The sequence below is a fragment of the Franconibacter pulveris genome, from assembly GCF_056780215.1.
In genome coordinates, this window is the sequence record NZ_CM165555.1 from 4,325,322 (window position 1) to 4,346,426 (window position 21,105).

Sequence of the window (21,105 nt, forward strand, 5' to 3'; positions counted from 1 at the left end):
CAGTCAGCGCTCTGGCGAACGTAATCGTTCCCCCGTCATGCCTGGTTTACCAGAGCGCCGCCCGCCGTTACTCCATTCTCAGCACAGCTCCAGCTGCACATTATTCTCGCTAATCACCTTCATCACTCCCGCCGGCGGCATCACATCCGTATATACCGCGTCCACCAGATTGATGCTGCCGAGGTTAACCATCGCGTTACGGCCGAACTTGGAATGGTCCACCACCAGCATCACGTGGCGGGAGTTTTCGATGATGGCGCGCTTGGTGCGCACTTCGTGGTAGTCAAACTCCAGCAGCGAGCCGTCGCTGTCGATGCCGCTGATGCCGAGAATGCCGAAGTCGAGACGGAACTGAGAGATAAAATCGAGCGTCGCTTCGCCGATAATGCCGCCGTCGCGGCTGCGCAGTTCGCCGCCCGCAAGGATAATACGGAAATCCTCTTTCGCCATCAGCGTGTTCGCCACGTTCAGGTTATTCGTCACGATACGCAGGTTGCTGTGGTCAAGCAGTGCGTGAGCCACCGCTTCCGGCGTCGTGCCGATGTCGATAAACAGGGTGGCGCCGTTGGGGATCTGGCTTGCCACGCGCCGGGCGATACGCTCTTTTTCCGCCGTCTGCGTCGCTTTACGATCGTGCCAGGGGGTATTGACCGAACTGGAAGGCAAGGCGGCGCCGCCGTGGTGGCGCAGGATCATGTTCTGATCGGCCAGATCGTTTAAGTCGCGGCGAATAGTCTGCGGGCTAACCGCAAACTGCTCGACCAGCTCTTCCGTGCTGACATAGCCCTGCTTTTTTACCAGTTCGATAATCGCGTCATGACGTTGTGTTTGCTTCACACTCTTCTCCTGAAGTATCCCCGGATTTTATGTTCGTTTTCGCGCATGAAGGGTATCCGTCAGCGCCATCGCCAGCCCAACCAGCAACCCGGTGACATGCGCCGCGTTGGCGACAGAAAGGCCAAAGAGATCAAACCAGCCCGCAATCAGCCAGATAATGGCGAAAGCGAGCAGCCCGCGGGGCATATGCAGCCCGCTTTGCGGATCGCGCTCGCCGCGCAGCCAGACATAGCCCATCAGCGCGTAAACCACGCCGGAAAGGCCGCCAAACCACGCGCCGCTATAGTAATGCTGGATAAAACCGCTTAACAGCGCAGCGATAAGAAACAGCGTCAGCAGCTTGCCGCTGCCGAGGCGCTTTTCCACCGGGCCGCCCAGATACCACCACCATAACAGGTTGAAAGTGATGTGCAGTATGGAGAAGTGCAGCAAAGCGTGGCTGAAATAACGCCACGCCTCGAATTTCAGCGAAGGGTCGAACGGCCAGGCCAGCCACACCATTATTATCTGGTCGCCGACCGCCTGCATCAGCAGATAGACCACGATGCACGCCGCCATCACCAGCAGCGTGAGCGGTCCGGCGTTCTGGCGCACGGTGGCGAAAAAAGGAAAGCGTCGATACTGCAAATGGCTGCCCGCCTGCCCGGTCTGCCAGCTGGCGGCCAGATAGCGCGGGTCATAGGGGTTTTGCTGAAAGCGCGCCAGTTCAGCCTGCACCCGTTCCGCCTGGCTCTCATCGGCAAGCCAGACTTCATACTCCTGCTGCGGCTTAATGGTCAGCGTGACGCCCTGCGTCGCCATGTAATCGACAAACGCCTGCGCCATGCGCGGATTAGCAAAAGAGGTAATTAACATCGCCTGCTCTTTCGTTATCGGAAAATGCGATGAGTATACCGGGTAAAAGGGCCGCTACCGACAATTACTCCTCGCCGCGCGCCACTTCCGCCGGAAAATGACGGTGCCAGGCGTCGAAACCGCCGTCCACGCTGTAGACCTGGTCGTACCCCTGTTGCAGGAGATATTGCGCCGCGCCTTTGCTGCTGTTGCCGTGATAGCACATCACCATTACCGGCGTATCAAAATCGGTGTTCTGCATGAAGTTAACCAGCGTGGCGTTGGTCAGGTGGAACGCGCCCGGCGTATGGCCCAGCTCATAACTCTGCGGATCGCGGATATCGACCAGAACCGCGCTGCCCTGGTGAAGTCTCTGGTGCGCTTCTTCCACATTAATACATTCAAATTGATCCATGGTGCTTCTCATCGTTGATACAGGACAAAGGCTCTCGGCCTTAAGTTTACGTGGGAATCCTGTCAGGACGCCATATTGTTATTCATATCACATTGAATTGTTTTTTTACTGTTACCAAAAGCGCGTTTGTTTGCTATTATGAGCGATATCGAACATTTTTGAGCTTTAACGAAAGTGAATGAGGGCAGTATGGAAACCAAAGATCTGATTGTGATAGGTGGGGGCATCAACGGTGCCGGTATCGCGGCAGACGCCGCCGGGCGCGGGCTTTCCGTACTGATGCTGGAAGCGCAGGATCTCGCCTGCGCTACCTCCTCCGCCAGCTCTAAACTTATTCACGGCGGCCTGCGCTACCTGGAGCACTACGAGTTCCGCCTGGTGAGCGAAGCGCTCGCCGAGCGTGAAGTATTGCTGAAAATGGCCCCGCACATCGCTTTCCCGATGCGCTTTCGCCTGCCGCACCGTCCCCACCTGCGCCCGGCGTGGATGATCCGCGTTGGCCTGTTTATGTATGATCATCTGGGCAAGCGCACCAGCCTGCCTGGCTCTACCGGTTTGCGTTTTGGCGCGGATTCGGTCCTCAAGCCGGAGATAACGCGCGGATTCGAATATTCTGACTGCTGGGTGGACGATGCGCGCATGGTGCTCGCGAACGCGCAGATGGTGCAGAAAAAAGGCGGCGAGGTATTAACCCGCACTCGCGCCACTTCCGCGAAGCGTGAAAACGGCGAGTGGATCGTGCAGGGCGAAGATGTTGATACCGGCGAAACCTTTACCTGGCGCGCCCGGGGACTGGTGAACGCCACCGGGCCGTGGGTGAAAAGCTTCTTTGACAACGGCCTGGAGCTGCCTTCTCCTTACGGTATCCGGCTTATCAAAGGCAGCCACATCGTGGTGCCGCGCGTCCATACCCAGAAGCAGGCTTACATCCTGCAAAACGAAGATAAGCGCATTGTCTTTGTTATCCCATGGATGGATGAGTTTTCTATCATCGGCACCACCGATGTGGAGTACAAAGGCGACCCTAAACAGGTGGCCATTGATGAAAGCGAAATCAGCTACCTGCTGAAGGTCTATAACACGCACTTTAAAAAGCAGCTGGGCCGCGACGACGTGGTCTGGACCTATTCCGGGGTGCGCCCGCTTTGCGACGACGAGTCGGATTCGCCGCAGGCTATCACCCGCGATTACACGCTGGATATCCGCGACGAAAACGGCAAAGCGCCGCTGCTTTCCGTGTTTGGCGGCAAGCTCACCACGTACCGTAAACTTGCCGAGCATGCGCTGGAAAAGCTGAAACCCTGGTACCCGACGATGGGCGAAGCCTGGACGAAAAACGGCGTACTGCCGGGCGGCGAGATCAACGGCGATCGCGACGCTTATGCCGCGCAGCTGCGCCGCCGCTACGGGTTTATCAGCGAGTCGCTGGCCCGTCGCTTTGCGCGCACCTACGGCAGCAACAGCGAGCTTATTCTTAATGGCGCAACCGACATCAGCGCGCTGGGCGAGCATTTCGGCCATGAGCTGTATGAGGCCGAACTGCGTTATCTGGTCGAACACGAATGGGTGCGCCGGCTGGATGACGCGCTGTGGCGTCGCACCAAGCTTGGCATGTGGCTGAACGCGGAGGAGCAATCCCGCGTGGCGCAGTGGCTTGAAGCGCATCACTCGAAAGGCCGCGTCGCCCTCTCTCTCGCCTCCTGAGGTTTATCCGAAAAGCGCGTTCGGGCACCCCGCCCGGACGCCGGATTTTCCGCTGTAGTTCATGCTTACCGTAACGGTTAGGTATAAAAAATCGTCCCTGCGCTTATACTTTCCCGCTTAAAGAGAGGGAGAAGATTTTGCGGTCGAAAACTATGCGCGCGCCGGATACGGTGATGCTGACTTTCCTGCTGCTGATAACGCTCGCGGTGACGGTTATCAGCGGCTGGTCGCTCTGGCAGTCGTGGCAACATAACGTTGAAGAGACGGAGCGTCAGGCGCGAAACCAGTCTATTTCGCTGGCGCGTCAGGCGGAAGATACCTTTTTGCAGGTGCAGTTAACGCTGGACGAAATGTCGCGGCGGGCGGATGACATTTTCAATAACCCGGCCGCCTGGCGCGGCATCCGCGGCTTGCTCGCCCAGCAGCAGCGGCAGCTTCCGCAGCTGCACGGCCTTTTTGTCTACGATACGCAGGGCAACTGGCTCGCCACTTCCAGCAGCTATGTCCCGGCGCTGGCAAACAACGCCGACAGAGATTATTTCACCTGGCATAGCCAGCATAATGACGACAGGCTGCATATCGGCCGGGTCATCCGCAGCCGCTCAACGGGCGATCTGGTGATTCCGGTTTCCGTGCGGCTTAATAATAATGAGGGACGTTTTCGCGGCGTAGCGCTGGCCACTATCCGCGTGGATTATTTCCGTCAGTTTTACGGCTATTACGAAATGGGCCCCAGCGACACGTTGGGGCTGACGCTTGCCGACAGCACCGTGCTGTACGTCCGCCCTTTCTCCGACGCGTTTATCAACAAGACGCTGGCCTCCAGCCCGCTTTTCACCCGCATGCTTAAAATCAGCCCGGTGGGCGGCGGCACCTGGCGTTCGGCGCTGGACGGCGTAACGCGCATTTTTGGCTACGCGAGCCTGGCGCGCTATCCGCTGGTCGTCTCCGCAGGCTATGACCGCAGCTCGCTGCGGGCGGTGTGGTGGCGCAATAACCTGCCGGTGCTGGCGCTCAACGGCGTCCTGCTGTGCGCGGTGTTTGTTTTCGGCATTCTGGTGCTGCGCCAAATCCGCGCCAGTCTGCGCTATCAGCGCGAACTCATCGTGCTGCGCGACGAACTGACCCGCTCCAACCATATTTTGCAGGACCTGGCGCTGGTGGATGGCTTAACCGGCCTTGGCAACCGCCGCCAGTTCGATATCTATCTTGAGCAGTGCGTGGCGCGCTCGACGAAAACCGGCGTCCCGGTTTCGCTCATCCTGTGCGATATCGATTTCTTTAAGGCTTATAACGATACTTTAGGCCATGTGGCGGGCGATCAGTGCCTCGCGGCGGTAGGCGAAATCCTGCGTTATCTGCCGCTGCGCAATACCGATCGGGTTTCCCGCTACGGCGGCGAGGAGTTCGCTATTATTCTGCCTGGCGCCAGCGAATATGCGGCGGAACAGGTTGCGCTGCGTGCGGTAATGGCGGTTCGCAACGCGGCGCTGCCGCACCCGGCGACGCAGCTTGCGAATAAATTGCTGACCATAAGCGCGGGCGTGGGCACCGTAGCTGGCGAATCAGCCAGCGTCGCCACGCTGAAGAATATGGCCGACGAGGCGCTTTATCAGGCCAAGCACGCGGGTCGCGACTGTATCGCAACGCAAAGCGGACGCTGCGACCTGCCGCCCTCTCCGCTGGAGGCATAAAAAAAGCCAGAGCGAATGCTCTGGCTTTTTTACGTTCTCAGCAGTTACAGGCGCACCGGCTTAATATTCCAGATGTTATCGGCATATTCCTGAATGGTGCGGTCAGAGGAGAAGTAACCCATGTTGGCGATGTTGTGCATCGCCCGCGTGGTCCACTCTTCCTGCTGGTTGTAAAGCTCATCCACTTTATCCTGACAGTCTACATAGCTGCGGTAATCCGCCAGCACCTGATAATGGTCGCCAAAGTTAATCAGCGAATCCACCAGGTCGCGGTAGCGGCCCGGATCGTTAGGGCTGAAGACGCCGGTGCCAATCTGCGTCAGCACCTGGCGCAGCTCTTCATCTTTATCGTAGTAATCGCGCGGGTTATAGCCCTGGCGACGCAGCGCTTCCACCTCATCGGCGGTGTTGCCGAAGATAAAGATATTTTCCGAGCCGACATGCTCCAGCATCTCAACATTCGCGCCATCCAGCGTGCCAATGGTCAGCGCGCCGTTAAGGGCGAATTTCATGTTGCTGGTGCCGGACGCTTCCGTCCCGGCAAGCGAGATCTGCTCAGAAAGATCCGCCGCCGGAATGATAAGCTGCGCAAGACTGACGCTGTAGTTAGGAATAAAGACCACCTTCAGCTTGTCTTTCACCTGCGGGTCGTTGTTGATGACCTGCGCCACGTCGTTAATCAGGTGAATGATGTGCTTGGCCATGTAATAGGCCGACGCCGCTTTCCCGGCGAAGATATTCACGCGCGGCACCCAGTTGGCTTCCGGGTCCGCTTTAATACGATTGTAGCGAGTGATAACGTGCAGCACGTTCATCAGCTGACGCTTATATTCGTGAATACGCTTAATCTGCACGTCAAACAGCGCTTTCGGGTTCACCACCACGTTGAGCTGCTGCGCTATCCAGACGGCGAGCCGGCGCTTGTTGGCGAGCTTGGCGTTGCGCACCTGCTGGTTCACCGATGGATAATCGATATGCTGCTCAAGCTCGCTTAGCTGGCTGAGATCGGTGCGCCAGGTGCGGCCGATGTTTTTATCCAGCACTTCCGAAAGCGACGGGTTGGCCAGCGCCAGCCAGCGGCGCGGCGTCACGCCGTTGGTGACGTTGGTAAAGCGCATCGGGAAGATTTTCGCGAAGTCGGCGAACAGCGACTGCACCATCAGGTTGGAGTGCAGCTCGGATACGCCATTCACTTTATGGCTCACCACTACCGCAAGCCACGCCATGCGCACGCGGCGACCGCCCGATTCGTCGATGATCGACACGCGGCTCAGCAGGCCGGTATCCGTGGGGTATTGCTCCTGAAGGGTTTTCAGGAAGTAGTCGTTAATTTCGAAAATAATCTGCAGATGGCGCGGCAGGATTTTACCCAGCATATCCACCGGCCACGTCTCCAGCGCTTCGCTCATCAGCGTATGGTTGGTGTAAGAGAAAACCTGGCAGGTCGTCTCGAACGCCTCGTCCCAGCCGAACTTATGTTCGTCAATCAGCACCCGCATGAGCTCCGGAATGGAGAGCACCGGGTGCGTGTCGTTAAGGTGAATGGCGACTTTCTGCGCCAGGTTGGCGTAGGTTTTGTGTAGCTGATAGTGACGGCTCAGGATGTCCTGAATAGTGGCCGACACCAGGAAGTACTCCTGACGCAGGCGCAGTTCACGCCCCGAATAGGTGGAATCATCCGGGTAGAGAACGCGCGATACGTTTTCCGAGTGGTTTTTATCTTCCACCGCCGCGAAGTAATCCCCCTGGTTGAATTTACCAAGGTTGATTTCGCTACTCGCCTGGGCGCTCCACAGGCGCAGCGTATTGGTGGCGTCGGTGTCGTAGCCAGGAATAATCTGGTCATAAGCGACGGCGAGGATCTCTTCGGTCTCGACCCAGCGGGTGCGTTTGCCTTCCTGCTGGATACGCCCGCCGAAACGCACTTTGTAGCGGGTATTGTGGCGCTCAAACTCCCAGGGGTTGCCATATTCGAGCCAGTAGTCCGGCGACTCTTTTTGCTGGCCGTCGACGATGTTCTGCTTGAACATGCCGTAATCGTAGCGAATGCCGTAGCCGCGACCCGGCAGGCCGAGCGTGGCGAGCGAGTCGAGGAAGCAGGCGGCGAGACGTCCCAGGCCGCCGTTGCCAAGCCCGGGGTCGTTCTCTTCGTCAATCAACTCTTCCAGATCCAGCCCCATCTCCTCCAGCGCGTTTTTCACATCTTCATAAATGCCGAGCGAAAGCAGCGAGTTAGACAAGGTGCGGCCAATCAGAAACTCCATTGACAGGTAATAAACCTGGCGCACTTCCTGCGACAGCTGCGCCCGGTAAGAGCGCAGCCAGCGTTCAACCATGCGGTCACGCACCGCGAACAGCGTGGCGTTCAGCCACTCGTGTTTATTGGCGATGGCCGGGTCTTTGCCTATGGTGAACATCAGCTTATAGGCAATGGAATGTTTTAGCGCCTCGACGCTCAGCGTAGGTGACGCATAGCTAAACGGTGCATTCATTTACGTGATTCCTGGATGGTTACAACAAGCGTTGATAGAGATCGCGATAAGACTGCGCGGCGACCTGCCAGCTAAAATCCATGCCCATCGCCTGACGCTGAACAAAGCGCCAGAGCGAGGGGCGGGACCACAACACGAAAGCACGCCGAATCGCCCGCAACAGCGACCAGGCATTACTGTCCTCAAAGACGAATCCACTGGCGATTCCGTCTGCTAAGTTCTCCAGCGAGCTGTCGGAAACGGTATCCGCAAGACCCCCTGTGCGCCGCACAAGCGGCAGTGTTCCATACTTCAGGCCATAAAGTTGTGTAAGACCGCACGGTTCGAAACGACTCGGCACCAGAATGACGTCCGCGCCGCCCATGATGCGGTGAGAAAACGCTTCGTGATAGCCGATTTGCACGCCCACCTGCCCCGGATGTTCCGCGGCGGCGGCGAGAAACCCTTCCTGAAGCACCGGGTCGCCCGCGCCGAGCAGCGCAAGTTGGCCGCCCTGCTCGAGCAGCCCCGGCAGCGCCTCAAGCACCAGGTCCAGCCCTTTCTGGCTGGTAAGGCGGCTCACCACGGCGAACAGCGGCACTTTGTCGTTAACCTTCAGGCCCATCGCAATCTGCAACTGGCGTTTGTTTTCCGCCTTCTCTTCCAGCGTATCGCGGGTATAGCGCGAGGCGAGCAAGAGATCGTGCGCCGGGTCCCAGATGTTCTCATCCACGCCGTTGAGAATGCCGGAAAGCCTGCCTTCGCGGTGGCGCTGGCGCAACAGCCCCTCCATCCCGTAAGCGTACTGCGGCTCAGTAATTTCGCGCGCGTAGGTCGGGCTTACCGCTGTGATATGGTCTGCATAGTATAGTCCCGCTTTCAGGAAGGAGATTTGACCGTTGAACTCCAGCCCTTCCACATCATAGAAAGACCACGGCAGCTGAATGTCATCCATGTGTTGCGCGAAGAACATCCCCTGATAGGCCAGGTTATGTACGGTGAAGACCGATTTCGCCGGACGACCGCGCAGCTCCAGATAAGCAGGCACCAGCCCCGCATGCCAGTCGTGCGCGTGCACCACGTCAGGATGCCAGTACGGGTCCAGCCCGCAGGCCATTTCGCTGCCTACCCACCCCAGCAGCGCGAAGCGAATCACGTTGTCGGTATAGGCGTAAAGGTTGGTATCGTGATACGGGCTTCCAGGACGATCGTATAAGTGCGGGGCGTCAATAAGGTAAATGCCAACCCCGTTGAAGTGTCCATACAAAAGCGTGATTTCACCCGCGAAGGTATCCCTGCGCGCCACAATCCGGGCATCGGTAATGCCGCGACGAATATCAGGAAACGCGGGCAACAGCACACGAGTATCTACCCCCCCGGCAATTTGCGCAGCAGGTAATGCGCCGATAACGTCTGCCAGTCCGCCGGTTTTCAGCAGAGGGAATATTTCAGAACATACATGTAAGACCTGCATTATCGCTCCCGTTCAAAGATTCAGCGCGAACAGCGCGCCGAACGTGAAAAACACAACGCGCGGAGCCTTCCGCGCGCGGTTTACCTCCCTGCGCGAATCAACCCGGTAAACGGGCCAGCATTTCGCGCGTCACTAACACAATTCCCTCTTCGGAACGGTAGAAACGGCGAGCGTCTTCCTCAGCGTTTTCACCTATCACCATGCCTTCAGGGATAACACAGGCCCGGTCGATAACACAGCGACGCAGGCGACAGGAGCGGCCTACCCAGACATCGGGCAACAGCACCGCCGAGTCGATGTTACAGAATGAGTTTATGCGCACTCTGGGGAAAAGCACGGATTGCACGACAACAGAGCCGGAAATAATGCAGCCGCCGGAAACCAGCGAGTTAAGCGTCATGCCGTGGCTGCCGGAGCGGTCCTGCACAAATTTCGCCGGCGGCAGCGATTCCATATGGGTGCGAATCGGCCAGTTATGGTCGTACATATCCAGTTCCGGCGTGACCGAGGCCAGGTCGAGGTTCGCTTTCCAGTAAGCTTCAAGCGTCCCTACGTCGCGCCAGTACGGCTCGGCGTCCGGGTCAGACTGCACGCAGGAGAGCGGGAACGGATGGGCGAAAGCTTCGCCCGAGCGGGTCACTTTCGGAATAATGTCTTTACCGAAATCGTGGCTGGACTTCTCATCCTTGTCATCTTCTTCCAGCAACTCGTAGAGATAGTCGGCATCAAAGATGTAAATCCCCATGCTGGCGAGTGATTTCGTGTCGTCGCCAGGCATGGTGGGCGGGTTAGCCGGCTTCTCAACGAAGTCGATAACCCTGTCGTTTTCATCCACCGCCATGACGCCGAACGCCGTCGCCTCCGCTTTGGGGACCGGCAAACAGGCTACCGTGCAGCGCGCGCCTTTTTCGACGTGGTCGATAAGCATGCGCGAATAGTCCTGTTTATAGATATGGTCGCCTGCGAGGATAACGACATATTCCGCTTTATAACGGCGGATGATGTCGAGGTTTTGCGTCACGGCGTCCGCCGTGCCGCGATACCAGTTTTCTCCATGGACGCGCTGCTGGGCGGGCAGCAAATCGACGAACTCGTTCATCTCTTCGCTGAAAAACGACCAGCCGCGCTGAATGTGCTGCACCAGCGTATGAGACTGGTACTGAGTGATAACCCCGATACGTCGAATGCCTGAGTTAATGCAGTTAGATAAGGCAAAATCGATGATGCGGAATTTCCCGCCGAAGTGAACGGCAGGTTTGGCGCGAGTCGTAGTGAGGTCTTTCAGTCGTGTGCCACGCCCGCCAGCCAGAATAAGTGCGACAGATTTTAAGGGCAGCTGTCTTGCCAACATCAGAGGATCGTTCTTCTCAAACCTTACCATGACTGACTCCTTATTTATGACTTCTGGAATACGCACACACCGTGCGCGGGCCCATGCCATACAGCCATTACGACCGGATTATCCTCTCCGGCAAATGGGGGGATAGCACGCCATTCCCCTTCGGGTAATACGATGTCGCCGACTTCTGCGGTGGCGTTAATCGTAATTAACCAACGATCGGAAAGCTGGATCTGCATGCGACGAATTCCGCCTTGCCACTCGTCGGTCCTCAGAGGCTGCGCCTCGTTGTTTAGCCAGCGAACATTGCCGTCATCCTCATCCCACCATGCCTGGCAGGTAAGCGCCGGGATACTCTTCCTCAGATGTATCAATGCCGCCGTGAAATTAATTAATCCCTCATCCGCCTGCTCCCAGTCCATCCAGGTCAGTTCGTTATCCTGGCAGTAGGCGTTGTTATTGCCGTGCTGGCTATGGCCGTGCTCGTCCCCGGCCAGCAGCATCGGCGTGCCGCGTGACAGCAAAAGCGAAAGCAGCAGCGCGTGAGTGCTCACCCGCCGCCGTTCAATCGTATCCAGATTACCGCCAAGCCCTTCATAACCATGGTTGTTAGTATGGTTATGGTTATGGCCGTCCCGGTTATCTTCGCCGTTGGCTTCGTTGTGCTTATGGTTAAAGCTGACACAGTCGCGCAGCGTGAAACCATCATGCGCCGTAATGAAGTTAACGGAAGCGCAGGCAGGACGATCGTTGCGGCGAAAGAGCGCGCTGGAGCCCGCGAAGCTTTCAGCGAAATCGCCAAGCGTCAGCGCGTCATGCAGCCAGAAGCAGCGCATGGCGTCGCGAAAGCGGTCGTTCCACTCCATGAAAGAGGCCGGAAAGGCGCCTACCTGATAGCCATTCGGCCCGACATCCCACGCTTCGGCGATAAGCTTGACGCGAGAAAGGTGCGGATCGTTTTTAATCGCTTCCAGCAGCGGCGCGTCGGGGCGAAACTCAGGCGTGCGCCCCATCACCGTCGCGAGATCGAAGCGGAAACCGTCGACGTGGCACTCTTCGACCCAGAACTTCAGGCACCCCATCACATAGTCGACCACCCCTGGATTACTGAGGTTGAGGGTATTGCCGCAGCCGGTCCAGTTCTCATAATCGCCGTCGCTCCTTAACCAATAATAGCTACGGTTATCGATTCCGCGCAGAGAGAAGGTCGGCCCGTCAAGGTCGGCCTCCGCGCTGTGATTCAATACAATATCGAGAATGACTTCGATACCCGCTTTGTGCAGCGCTTTCACGGCGTCGCGAAACTCATCCAGCGCGCCGAAAGGGTTCTGGTTGACGGCGTAACGCGGCTCCACGCTCCAGAGCGCCAGCGGGTTATAGCCCCAGTAGTTCGTCAGGCCGAGCCGATGCAGACGCATTTCGCTGGCGTAGTGCTGAACAGGCAGCAGCTCCAGCGCCGTAATGCCCAGGCGTTTAAAGTAGTCGAGCATGACGGGATGCGCGAGCGCCGCATAGGTGCCGCGAATCTCCTGCGGAATAGCCGGATGGCGCAGCGTCAGGCCGCGCACATGCGCTTCATAAACGACTGTGCTGCACCAGGAAGTGCCCGGCGGCTCATCGTCTTCCCAGTCGTAACGATCCTGCACGACGACCGCTTTCGGCATGACATCGACATTATCGCGAAGATCGGGCTCATCATGGCCGCCGTGCAGGCGCGGCTCGTCGGCGGTACGCCCAACCACTACCCGCGCGCAGGGGTCCAGCAACAGCTTGGCCGGGTTGAAGCGATGCCCGTTGCGCGGATCCCAGGGACCGTGTACGCGATAGCCGTAGCGCACGCCAGGCCTGGCCTTCGGCAGATAGCCATGCCAGATGTCGCCGCTGCGTTCAGGCAACGCATAACGCTGCTCGTTGCCGTCGTCGTCGAAGACACAAAGCTCCACCTTTTCCGCGTGAGCGGAAAAGAGGGTGAAATTAATGCCATGGCCGTCATAGTGCGCGCCCAATGGCGCGGGTTGCCCCTCCTGCAACTGCGTCATTCACCCTCCCGTACCAGCCAGATGGTGGCCAGCGGCGGCAGCGTCAGGGAAAGGGAATGATCATGACCATGGCTTGGAATCGCCTCGCTCTCTACCGCCCCGCCATTCCCGGCGTTGCTACCATGATAGTGAATGGAGTCGGTATTAACCTCTTCGCGCCAGCGGCCAGGCTGGTTAATGCCGAAGCGGTAATTGTGGCGCACTACCGGGGTAAAGTTGCTGGCGACAATAATTTCGTTGCCCTGCCTGTCGCGGCGGACGAAAACAAATACGGAGTTCGCGCGGTCTTCCACCACCAGCCATTCAAAGCCATACGGGTCGTAGTCCAGCTCGTGCAGCGCCTTATGGTGGCGATAAGCGAAGTTCAGGTCGCGCACCAGGCGCTGTACGCCGTGGTGCCAGTTATCGCCCCCTTCCAGCAGGTGCCAGTCCAGGCTGCTGTCGTGGTTCCATTCGCGTCCCTGGGCGAATTCATTACCCATAAACAGCAGTTTTTTGCCAGGGAAGGCCCACATCCAGGCGTAGTAAGCGCGCAGGTTAGCGAACTTCTGCCAGGCGTCGCCCGGCATGCGGTCCAGAATCGATTTTTTGCCATGCACCACTTCATCGTGCGACAGCGGCAACACGAAGTTTTCCGAGTAGTTGTAGACCATGCCGAAGGACATCTGGTCGTGATGGTACTGGCGGTGAACCGGATCGAGCTTCATGTAATTCAGGCTGTCATGCATCCAGCCCATATTCCACTTGTACCAGAAGCCGAGGCCGCCTGTTGACGGCGGACGGGTCACGCCGCCGAAATCGGTCGACTCTTCCGCCATTGAGACGGCGCCGGAGACCTGCTCGCCGATGATGCGGTTGGTGTTGCGCAGGAATTCAACCGCTTCAAGGTTTTCACGCCCGCCGTGCTGGTTCGGGATCCACTCGCCCGGCGCGCGGCTGTAGTCGCGATAGACCATCGAGGCCACCGCATCCACGCGCAGCGCGTCAATGCCGAAGCGCTCAATCCAGTAGAGGGCGTTGCCCACCAGGAAGTTGCTCACCTCGCGGCGGCCATAGTTGTAGATAAGCGTGTTCCAGTCCTGATGGTAGCCTTCACGCGGGTCGCTGTGCTCATACAGCGCGGTGCCGTCGAATTTGGCGAGGGCGAAATCATCGGAAGGAAAATGACCGGGCACCCAGTCGAGGATCACGTTCAGGCCGGCGGCATGCGCGGCGTTAATAAAGTATTTAAAGTCGTCGCGCGTGCCGAAGCGGCGGGTCGGAGCGTAGAGGCCGGTGGGCTGATAGCCCCAGCTGCCATCGAAGGGGTGCTCGTTAATCGGCAGCAGTTCAATATGGGTAAAGCCCATGCCTTTAACGTAAGGCACCAGTTGCTCCGCCAGATCGCGATAGCTCAGCCAGAAGTTGCTTTCCGGGTGACGACGCCATGAACCCAGGTGAACCTCATAAATGGAGATGGGCGCGTCAAACTGATTCGCCTTCTGGCGCGCCGGAGTAATCGGCGTCTTTTCCGGCAGACCGCAAATCAGCGAGGCGGTCTCCGGGCGCATTTGTGCTTCAAACGCATACGGGTCCGCTTTAATGCGCAGGTTTCCTTCGGCATCAATCAGCTCGAATTTATAGAGCTGGCCGTTATGGGCGCCGGGAATGAAAAGCTCCCAGATGCCGCTCTCTTTACGCAGACGCATCGGGTGGCGGCGGCCGTCCCAGTAGTTAAACTGTCCCACGACCGAAACGCGGCGAGCGTTAGGCGCCCATACTGAAAAGCGCGTGCCGGTGACGCCGTCCATCGTCTCCGCATGCGCGCCCAGCGTTTCATAAGGGCGAAGGTGGGTGCCCTCAGAAAGCAGCCAGACGTCCAGGTCCTGCAGCAGCGGTCCGAAACGGTAAGGGTCATCGATCAGGTTCTGTTGCCCGTGCCAGATAACCGCCAGCTGATAGCGGAAAAAATTCTTGCGTCGCGGCAGGACGCCGCTAAAAAAACCTCGGGAATCAAGGCATTCAAGCTTGCCTACCTTGCGTCCGGTTTTTGGTTCAATGACCCACACTTCGGTGGCGTCGGGAAGGAGCGCGCGGACTTCCAGTCCAGCTTCGGTTTTATGCATGCCGAGTACGGAAAAGGGATCCGCAAAGTGGCCTGCGATAAGCGCATTAATCACGTCTCTATCTACACGATCAGACATGGCATTCATCCTGTTTTTTTGTGCCGCCCCTCTCCAGCCTTACGCCTTCGCGTCCGGTAGCGGCACTTTTTTATTGACCTGAACGGGCAGAGATAAATGGCCCTTTTCTGCTCCGTTCCACCTTGAGGTTTGGCGCGTTAATTCCGCCTTACCCTAAGCATAGCCAACGCGTAATTTTACTCCTGCTAAAAATAGTGATCATCAGCGTTAATCCTTCGCTTACAGACACAAAAAAGGGAGCGATAATCGCTCCCTTAATATCAACGCTTAAGCCAGCTGACGCAGCACGCGCCGTAGCGGCTCCGCTGCGCCCCACAGGAGCTGGTCGCCCACCGTGAACGCCGAGAGGTATTCCGGCCCCATGTTAAGCTTGCGCAGACGGCCTACCGGCGTCGTCAGCGTGCCGGTGACGGCGGCCGGCGTCAGTTCGCGCATGGTAATTTCACGGTCGTTCGGCACCACTTTCGCCCATGGGTTATGCGCAGCGAGCATCTCTTCAACCGTTGCAATAGAAACATCTTTTTTCAATTTAAGGGTGAAGGCCTGGCTGTGGCAGCGCAGCGCGCCGATGCGTACACACAGGCCGTCCACCGGAATGGTGTGCGCCGTGTTGAGAATTTTGTTTGTCTCCGCCTGACCTTTCCACTCTTCGCGGCTCTGGCCGTTGTCGAGCTGTTTGTCAATCCAGGGGATCAGACCGCCCGCCAGCGGCACGCCGAAGTTATCTACCGGCAGGTCGCCGCTGCGGGTAAGCGCCGTGACTTTGCGCTCGATATCCAGAATGGCGGAAGCCGGGTTGGCCAGTTCATCGGCAACGTAGTTATGCAGCAGGCCCATCTGGGTCAGCAGTTCGCGCATGTGGCGCGCGCCGCCGCCGGAAGCTGCCTGATAGGTGGCGACAGAGACCCACTCGATAAGATCGTTGGCAAACAGGCCGCCCAGCGACATGAGCATCAGGCTAACGGTGCAGTTGCCGCCGACAAAGGTTTTCACCCCTTTGTCGAGCCCTTCGTTAATCACATGCTGGTTGACCGGGTCAAGAATAATGATGGCGTCATCTTTCATGCGAAGCGAAGAGGCCGCGTCAATCCAGTACCCCTGCCAGCCGCTTTCACGAAGCTTTGGATAGATTTCGTTGGTATAATCGCCGCCCTGGCAGGTGACGATAATATCGAGCGCCTTCAGAGCTTCCAGGTCATAGGCGTCCTGGAGCGTACCACCGGCCTTGCCGCCAAAAGCGGGCGCAGCCTGACCGTGCTGAGAGGTGGAGAAGAAGACGGGGCGAATGGCGTCGAAATCGCGCTCCTCAACCATGCGTTGCATGAGGACGGAGCCGACCATACCGCGCCAGCCGATAAAACCAACATTTTTCATAGCGAGTCATTCCTGCAGAGGTGTATGCGTGTTGTGCGTCCGGTGAGCCCACCGGGACATTCCCTCACCTTACAAAATGCAGCTAAAGTCGCAAGTGAAATTAATCAATGATCGCCTGACCATTAGAAAAGCCGCTTATTGAGCCGCATCGCTCGATTGATTATCAGGAAAATAATTCATGAATGAAATTACCTCTGCCGCCGTGTTGTTGATCCTGATTATGGATCCGCTGGGCAACCTGCCGATTTTCATGTCGGTGCTGAAACATACCGAGCCTAAACGTCGGCGGGCCATTATGGTCAGGGAGCTGTTTATCGCGCTGCTGCTGATGCTCATCTTTCTCTTTGCGGGCGAAAAAATTCTGGCGTTCCTGAATCTGCGGGCGGAAACCGTCTCTATTTCCGGGGGCATTATCCTTTTCTTAATCGCCATTAAAATGATTTTCCCAAGCCACGAGGGCAGCAGCACCGGGCTGCCAGCGGGCGAAGAGCCGTTCATCGTGCCGCTCGCCATTCCGCTGGTGGCGGGGCCGACGCTGCTCGCCACGCTGATGCTGCTTTCGCATCAATATCCAAACCAGATGGGCCACCTGGTTATCGCGCTGCTGCTCGCCTGGGGCGGCACCTTCGTCATTCTGTTGCAGTCCTCGCTTTTCTTAAGGCTGCTTGGCGAAAAAGGGGTAAACGCGCTGGAGCGCTTGATGGGGTTAGTGCTGGTGATGCTCGCCACCCAGATGTTCCTGGACGGCATCAGGGCGTGGATGAAGGGATAAGAAAAAGGGCTTCCGCAGGGAAGCCCTTTTTTTCAGGAAAGCAGCGTAAAGGCTATCGCCCCGACGAGGGCGCCGGTGGTGCCGAGAATGGTTTCCATCATCGTCCAGGTTTTCAGCGTCTGCCCTTCCGTCGCGCCGGTAAACTTGCCGAAGAGCCAGAACCCGGCGTCATTAACGTGGCTCACCACAATCGAGCCGCCGCCAATGCAGATGGACAGCGCGGCAAGCTGCGCGCCGGAGTAGTGCAAATTTTCGATAACCGGCATCACCAGGCCTACCGCCGTCAGGCAGGCAACGGTGGCGGAACCCTGAATAATGCGCACCGCCGCCGCCAGCACGAAACAGGTAAGGGCAATGGGAAGCCCCATGCCGGTCAGGGCTGAGCCCAGCGCCGGGCCGACGCCAGAATCGACCAGCACCTGTTTAAACACGCCGCCTGCGCCGATCACCAGCAAGATAATGCCCGCCGGCTGCAGCGCCTGGCCGCATACCGCCATCACTTTATCTTTCGGCATGCCGCGGCGCATCGCCAGGCCATAAATAGCCACCAGGCAGGCGACGAGAATCGCGGTAAACGGATGGCCGATAAACTCCAGCCATTCATACAGGCGGGAGCCCTGCTCCGTAAAGCGGGCGGCGATGGTTTTCATTCCCACCAGCACCAGCGGCAGCAGGATAAGCGACAGGCTGAAGCCAAACGACGGCAGCTTGCTGGCGCCAAAGTCAGGCTCGTTAATGTCGTCCGGAATACGCAGTTCCACATAGCGGCTAATAAAATTGCCGAACAGCGGACCGGCGATAAGCATGCCTGGAACGGCGGCGCACAGGCCAATCAAAATCATCCAGCCGAAATCAGCGTGCATCTGGGAGGCGAGCAGCATAGGCGCGGGCCCCGGCAGCAGGAAGGCAGCGGCGGCGGCCACGCCGGCAAACAGCGGGATCACCAGTCTTACGAGGTTGGCGCCGGTGTGGCGCGCCATAGAGAAGGCGATGCTGATAAGCAGCACAATCGCCACTTCAAAGAAGAGCGGCAGCGCGCAGATAAGCCCGGCAAGGCCGATGGCGTAATGCGCCCGGTTATGACCGAAAGATTTCAACATCTTCAGGGCAATCTGGTCCACCGCGCCGGTTTCATGCAGGATTTTGCCGAACATCGCACCAAGCGCCACCACCACAGCCAGAAAGCCGAGCGTGCCGCCCATCCCTTTTTCCATTGTCGCCGCGATTTTATCGAGCGGCATGCCGGAGAAAAGCCCGGCGCCGATAGAGACCACCATCAGCGCCACAAACGCATGCATCCTTGCCTTCATGACCAAAAACAGCAAAAGGAGAACCGACCCTACAGCCGTTAACACGAGGGTTAATGTATTCACAACTTTTATAGCCTTTTATTTTTGATTGATTAGCGCAATGGTGCTCTCCACCACCTCATCCAGCGTCTGGTTGATATCGACAATCAGCACATCGCCTTCGTCGTTTTTCGGCTCTTCTAACGCTTCAAACTGGGTCACCAGCATCTGCGGCTTGAAGAAGTGGCCTTTACGCGCGCGCAGGCGGCTTTCAATCACCTCGAAATCGCCTTTCAGGTAGATAAAAGAGAGATTCGGATTGCCGTCGCGCAGAATGTCGCGATAGCGCTTTTTCAGCGCCGAGCAGACAATCAGCGAGACTTTATTGGTGCGCTGCATGGCGAAAGCGGCGTCGTTGAGCGCCTGCAGCCAGGGCTTACGATCGTCATCGTTTAGCGGGTCGCCCGCCGCCATTTTCATGATGTTGCGGCGCGGATGCAGAAAGTCGCCATCCAGAAAGGCGGCGTTCAGACGGTGCGCCACTTCAGCGGCCACGGCGGATTTGCCGCTGCCGGAAACGCCCATCAGAACAAAGATATGGTGATCGTTATTGGTTGTGCTCATCGCGTGGCTCCTGGTGGCACAGATTACACAAAGCGTTACGGGCAAGACTGTTACGGGTAACTGTTATCGGTAACATTGTCTGGCTCATATCCTTAATTAGCAATAACCATAGCTTTTGAGAGTGGATAAGTGTGAACTACTTCAAATTTGCACGATCAAATCGATCCGCCCGTCGACAGGGTAAAACCGAGATCCAGCAGCGTCGGCGTTACCGTTTCGCCGCGAATGCGCGCCAGTAAACGCTCGGCGCCGATACGCCCCATCCGCTCGCGCGGCGTCAGGACGCTGGCGAGGCGCGGCTCCATCACCTGGCCGATATCGTGGCCGTGAAAACCGGCAATCGCCATATCCTGCGGAATGCGCAAGCCCATACGCTGGCACTCGAACGCCGCGCCGATGGCGAGGTCGTCGTTAGTACAGAAGATACTGTCGAGCTGCGGGTATTCGCGCCGCGCCTGACGCAGCAACTCAATGCCTGTGGAATAAGACGACGATTGCTCCACCATGACGCTGTAAGGCGTCAGCCCCGCGTCCCGCATCGCCTGCTCATACCCTTTTTGTTTCATGATGGTGCGCTCATCAAGGCGCGCGCCCAGATAGGCGACGTGACGATGGCCGCGCGCGATGATCGCCGCGGTCATCTGCCGCGCCGCGTCGAAGTTATCAAACCCCACGGCGATATCCAGACACGGCGACACGCTGTCCATCAGCTCCACCACCGGAATGCCGGCCACCTCAATCATTTTCAGCGTGCGCGGCGTATGGGTGCGCTCGGTCAGGATCAGGCCGTCGATATTCCATGAGAGCATCGACTCCAGCCGCTCCTCTTCCAGCTCCGGCTTATAGCCATAGTGGGCAAGCATGGTCTGGTAGCCGTGCGCGTCAATCACGCTTTCGATACCGCGCAGCACCTCGGCGAACACCTGATTGGTTAAAGAGGGAAGCAAGACGCCCACCGCCCGGCTGGTGGCGTTGGAAAGGATATCGGGCGCCCGGTTGGGAATGTAGCCAAGCTCATCCAGCGCCACGGCGATTTTCCCACGCAACGCCGTCGAAACCTGCTCAGGGTTGCGCAGATAACGACTGATGGTCATTTTGGTAACGCCGACGAGATCGGCTACGTCCTGAAGAACCGGTCTTTTCTTTTTCATCGTCCTGAATAAGCGTGAGGTGAAAATTGTCGCTCAGTCTAGCACGGACGACGCTCAACCTTCCCCAGTTTCAGGGAAGGTTGAGAAGTGCGTTAAGTTATTAAACTGGCGGCAGATCGAAGAGCAGAATTTCGCTTTCGCTGTCGGCATGAATGGAGAGCGCCTGCTCATCCCAAATGGCGAGACCATCGCTGGTTTTCGCTTTCGTGCCGTTAATCGTCACTTCGCCTTTCACTACCTGGATCCAGACGCGGCGCCCGGCGGCTATCGGATAAACCGACTGCTCCTCTTTCGCCATCGCCCAGCGGGAAAGCTCCATATCCTGGTAAACTTTCAGCGAACCGTCGCGGGCGTCCGGCGACAGCACCAGCTGGCGGCCCTGGGCGGCGTCGAAGCGGCGCTGCTCGTAGCGCGGCTCAATGCCGGTTTTTTCCGGAATGATCCAGATCTGGTACAGACGCAGGCGTTCAGTGCTGCTCGGGTTGTACTCGGAGTGACGCACCCCGGTCCCGGCGCTCATAATCTGGAACTCGCCCGCAGGCACCTGCTCTTTGTTGCCCATGCTGTCCTGGTGCTCCACCGCCCCTTCCAGCACATAAGTCAGGATTTCCATGTCTTTGTGCGGATGGGTGCCGAACCCTTGTCCGGGCGCCACGACGTCATCGTTAATCACCCGCAGCGCGGAAAAGCCCATAAAGTTCGGGTCGTAATAGTTGGCGAAGGAAAAGGTGTGCCAGGAATCCAGCCAGCCATGATTTGCGTGACCACGTTCTTCTGCTTTGCGTAAGAAAATCATCTTTTATACCCTCGTTGCGCCTGAGCCATCAGGCCATGTTCGTTTCGATGGATGTAGTGTGGACCGAGAACGATGAGGATCATAGAGGGTGAAAATTGACTCCTCTGTT

The 21,105-nt window shown here is 57.8% G+C and carries 16 protein-coding genes; 3 read left to right on the forward strand and 13 right to left on the reverse strand.

The annotated features are described in order from the left end of the window. Window positions 1–78 precede the first annotated feature (78 nt). The 3 genes from ACU4F7_RS20490 to glpE all read right to left on the reverse strand — a co-directional run bounded on the left by ACU4F7_RS20490 (window position 79) and on the right by glpE (window position 2,086). Window positions 79–837 (reverse strand): DeoR/GlpR family transcriptional regulator, encoded by a 759-nt coding sequence (locus ACU4F7_RS20490; protein ID WP_029590579.1) that lies wholly within the window; start codon window positions 835–837, stop codon window positions 79–81. A gap of 27 nt (window positions 838–864) precedes the next feature. After that, entirely contained in the window at window positions 865–1,692 is an 828-nt protein-coding gene (gene glpG, locus ACU4F7_RS20495) for a rhomboid family intramembrane serine protease GlpG (protein ID WP_029590580.1), read from the reverse strand. Between the two features lie 64 nt (window positions 1,693–1,756). Continuing rightward, window positions 1,757–2,086 carry a thiosulfate sulfurtransferase GlpE gene (gene glpE / locus ACU4F7_RS20500; RefSeq protein WP_024557026.1) on the reverse strand — a complete coding sequence of 110 codons (330 nt, stop codon included), beginning with the start codon at window positions 2,084–2,086 and terminating at the stop codon, window positions 1,757–1,759. Between the two features lie 189 nt (window positions 2,087–2,275). Between glpE and glpD the strand changes: the two genes are divergently transcribed. Both glpD and ACU4F7_RS20510 read left to right on the forward strand, forming a co-directional pair. Beyond that, window positions 2,276–3,790 (forward strand): glycerol-3-phosphate dehydrogenase, encoded by a 1,515-nt coding sequence (gene glpD / locus ACU4F7_RS20505; protein ID WP_481637656.1) that lies wholly within the window; start codon window positions 2,276–2,278, stop codon window positions 3,788–3,790. Between the two features lie 137 nt (window positions 3,791–3,927). Beyond that, a complete protein-coding gene (locus ACU4F7_RS20510; RefSeq protein ID WP_481637657.1) occupies window positions 3,928–5,484 on the forward strand; it encodes a sensor domain-containing diguanylate cyclase in 1,557 nt (518 codons plus the stop codon). A gap of 44 nt (window positions 5,485–5,528) precedes the next feature. Here ACU4F7_RS20510 and glgP read toward each other — a convergent pair whose 3' ends face one another. The 6 genes from glgP to asd all read right to left on the reverse strand — a co-directional run bounded on the left by glgP (window position 5,529) and on the right by asd (window position 16,364). Then, window positions 5,529–7,976, reverse strand: a complete 2,448-nt coding sequence (gene glgP / locus ACU4F7_RS20515) for a glycogen phosphorylase (RefSeq protein WP_029590582.1) — start codon at window positions 7,974–7,976, stop codon at window positions 5,529–5,531. Window positions 7,977–7,995: 19 nt separating this feature from the next. Further along, on the reverse strand, window positions 7,996–9,429 hold the full coding sequence (gene glgA, locus ACU4F7_RS20520) for a glycogen synthase GlgA (protein ID WP_029590583.1): 1,434 nt from the start codon (window positions 9,427–9,429) through the stop codon (window positions 7,996–7,998). A gap of 97 nt (window positions 9,430–9,526) precedes the next feature. Further along, the gene (gene glgC / locus ACU4F7_RS20525; protein WP_029590584.1) at window positions 9,527–10,810 is read right to left on the reverse strand and encodes a glucose-1-phosphate adenylyltransferase; all 1,284 of its coding nucleotides are present in this window, start codon (window positions 10,808–10,810) and stop codon (window positions 9,527–9,529) included. A gap of 14 nt (window positions 10,811–10,824) precedes the next feature. After that, window positions 10,825–12,807, reverse strand: coding sequence for a glycogen debranching protein GlgX (glgX, locus tag ACU4F7_RS20530; RefSeq protein ID WP_481637658.1), 1,983 nt, complete (start codon window positions 12,805–12,807; stop codon window positions 10,825–10,827). After that, window positions 12,804–14,990, reverse strand: coding sequence for a 1,4-alpha-glucan branching enzyme (gene glgB, locus ACU4F7_RS20535; RefSeq protein WP_029590586.1), 2,187 nt, complete (start codon window positions 14,988–14,990; stop codon window positions 12,804–12,806). The genes glgX and glgB overlap by 4 nt, the downstream gene beginning before the upstream one ends. A 267-nt stretch (window positions 14,991–15,257) precedes the next feature. Beyond that, entirely contained in the window at window positions 15,258–16,364 is a 1,107-nt protein-coding gene (asd, locus tag ACU4F7_RS20540; RefSeq protein ID WP_029590587.1) for an aspartate-semialdehyde dehydrogenase, read from the reverse strand. A 178-nt stretch (window positions 16,365–16,542) separates the two neighbouring features. On the opposite strand from asd, the gene ACU4F7_RS20545 reads away from it, so the two are divergent. Next, on the forward strand, window positions 16,543–17,136 hold the full coding sequence (locus tag ACU4F7_RS20545) for a YhgN family NAAT transporter (protein WP_481637659.1): 594 nt from the start codon (window positions 16,543–16,545) through the stop codon (window positions 17,134–17,136). Window positions 17,137–17,168: 32 nt separating this feature from the next. Here ACU4F7_RS20545 and gntU read toward each other — a convergent pair whose 3' ends face one another. From gntU to ACU4F7_RS20565, 4 genes are all read right to left on the reverse strand, one after another. Then, window positions 17,169–18,509: a gluconate transporter gene (gene gntU, locus ACU4F7_RS20550; protein ID WP_481637660.1), complete on the reverse strand. Its 1,341-nt coding sequence runs from the start codon at window positions 18,507–18,509 to the stop codon at window positions 17,169–17,171. A 15-nt stretch (window positions 18,510–18,524) separates the two neighbouring features. Next, window positions 18,525–19,049, reverse strand: coding sequence for a gluconokinase (gene gntK, locus ACU4F7_RS20555; RefSeq protein WP_029590589.1), 525 nt, complete (start codon window positions 19,047–19,049; stop codon window positions 18,525–18,527). 155 nt (window positions 19,050–19,204) lie between these two features. Then, entirely contained in the window at window positions 19,205–20,200 is a 996-nt protein-coding gene (gntR, locus tag ACU4F7_RS20560; RefSeq protein ID WP_029590590.1) for a gluconate operon transcriptional repressor GntR, read from the reverse strand. A 100-nt stretch (window positions 20,201–20,300) separates the two neighbouring features. Continuing rightward, the gene (locus ACU4F7_RS20565; protein WP_029590591.1) at window positions 20,301–20,996 is read right to left on the reverse strand and encodes a pirin family protein; all 696 of its coding nucleotides are present in this window, start codon (window positions 20,994–20,996) and stop codon (window positions 20,301–20,303) included. Window positions 20,997–21,105: the final 109 nt, after the last annotated feature.

Coding starts and splice junctions, on each gene's coding strand:
- asd (WP_029590587.1), bottom strand. CDS start 16,364: ATGAAAAATGTTGGTTTTATCGGCTGGCGCGGTATGGTCGGCTCCGTC.
- gntR (WP_029590590.1), bottom strand. CDS start 20,200: ATGAAAAAGAAAAGACCGGTTCTTCAGGACGTAGCCGATCTCGTCGGC.
- gntK (WP_029590589.1), bottom strand. CDS start 19,049: ATGAGCACAACCAATAACGATCACCATATCTTTGTTCTGATGGGCGTT.
- glgX (WP_481637658.1), bottom strand. CDS start 12,807: ATGACGCAGTTGCAGGAGGGGCAACCCGCGCCATTGGGCGCGCACTAT.
- ACU4F7_RS20565 (WP_029590591.1), bottom strand. CDS start 20,996: ATGATTTTCTTACGCAAAGCAGAAGAACGTGGTCACGCAAATCATGGC.
- glgA (WP_029590583.1), bottom strand. CDS start 9,429: ATGCAGGTCTTACATGTATGTTCTGAAATATTCCCTCTGCTGAAAACC.
- glgB (WP_029590586.1), bottom strand. CDS start 14,990: ATGTCTGATCGTGTAGATAGAGACGTGATTAATGCGCTTATCGCAGGC.
- ACU4F7_RS20545 (WP_481637659.1), top strand. CDS start 16,543: ATGAATGAAATTACCTCTGCCGCCGTGTTGTTGATCCTGATTATGGAT.
- glgC (WP_029590584.1), bottom strand. CDS start 10,810: ATGGTAAGGTTTGAGAAGAACGATCCTCTGATGTTGGCAAGACAGCTG.
- glpE (WP_024557026.1), bottom strand. CDS start 2,086: ATGGATCAATTTGAATGTATTAATGTGGAAGAAGCGCACCAGAGACTT.
- glpG (WP_029590580.1), bottom strand. CDS start 1,692: ATGTTAATTACCTCTTTTGCTAATCCGCGCATGGCGCAGGCGTTTGTC.
- glgP (WP_029590582.1), bottom strand. CDS start 7,976: ATGAATGCACCGTTTAGCTATGCGTCACCTACGCTGAGCGTCGAGGCG.
- glpD (WP_481637656.1), top strand. CDS start 2,276: ATGGAAACCAAAGATCTGATTGTGATAGGTGGGGGCATCAACGGTGCC.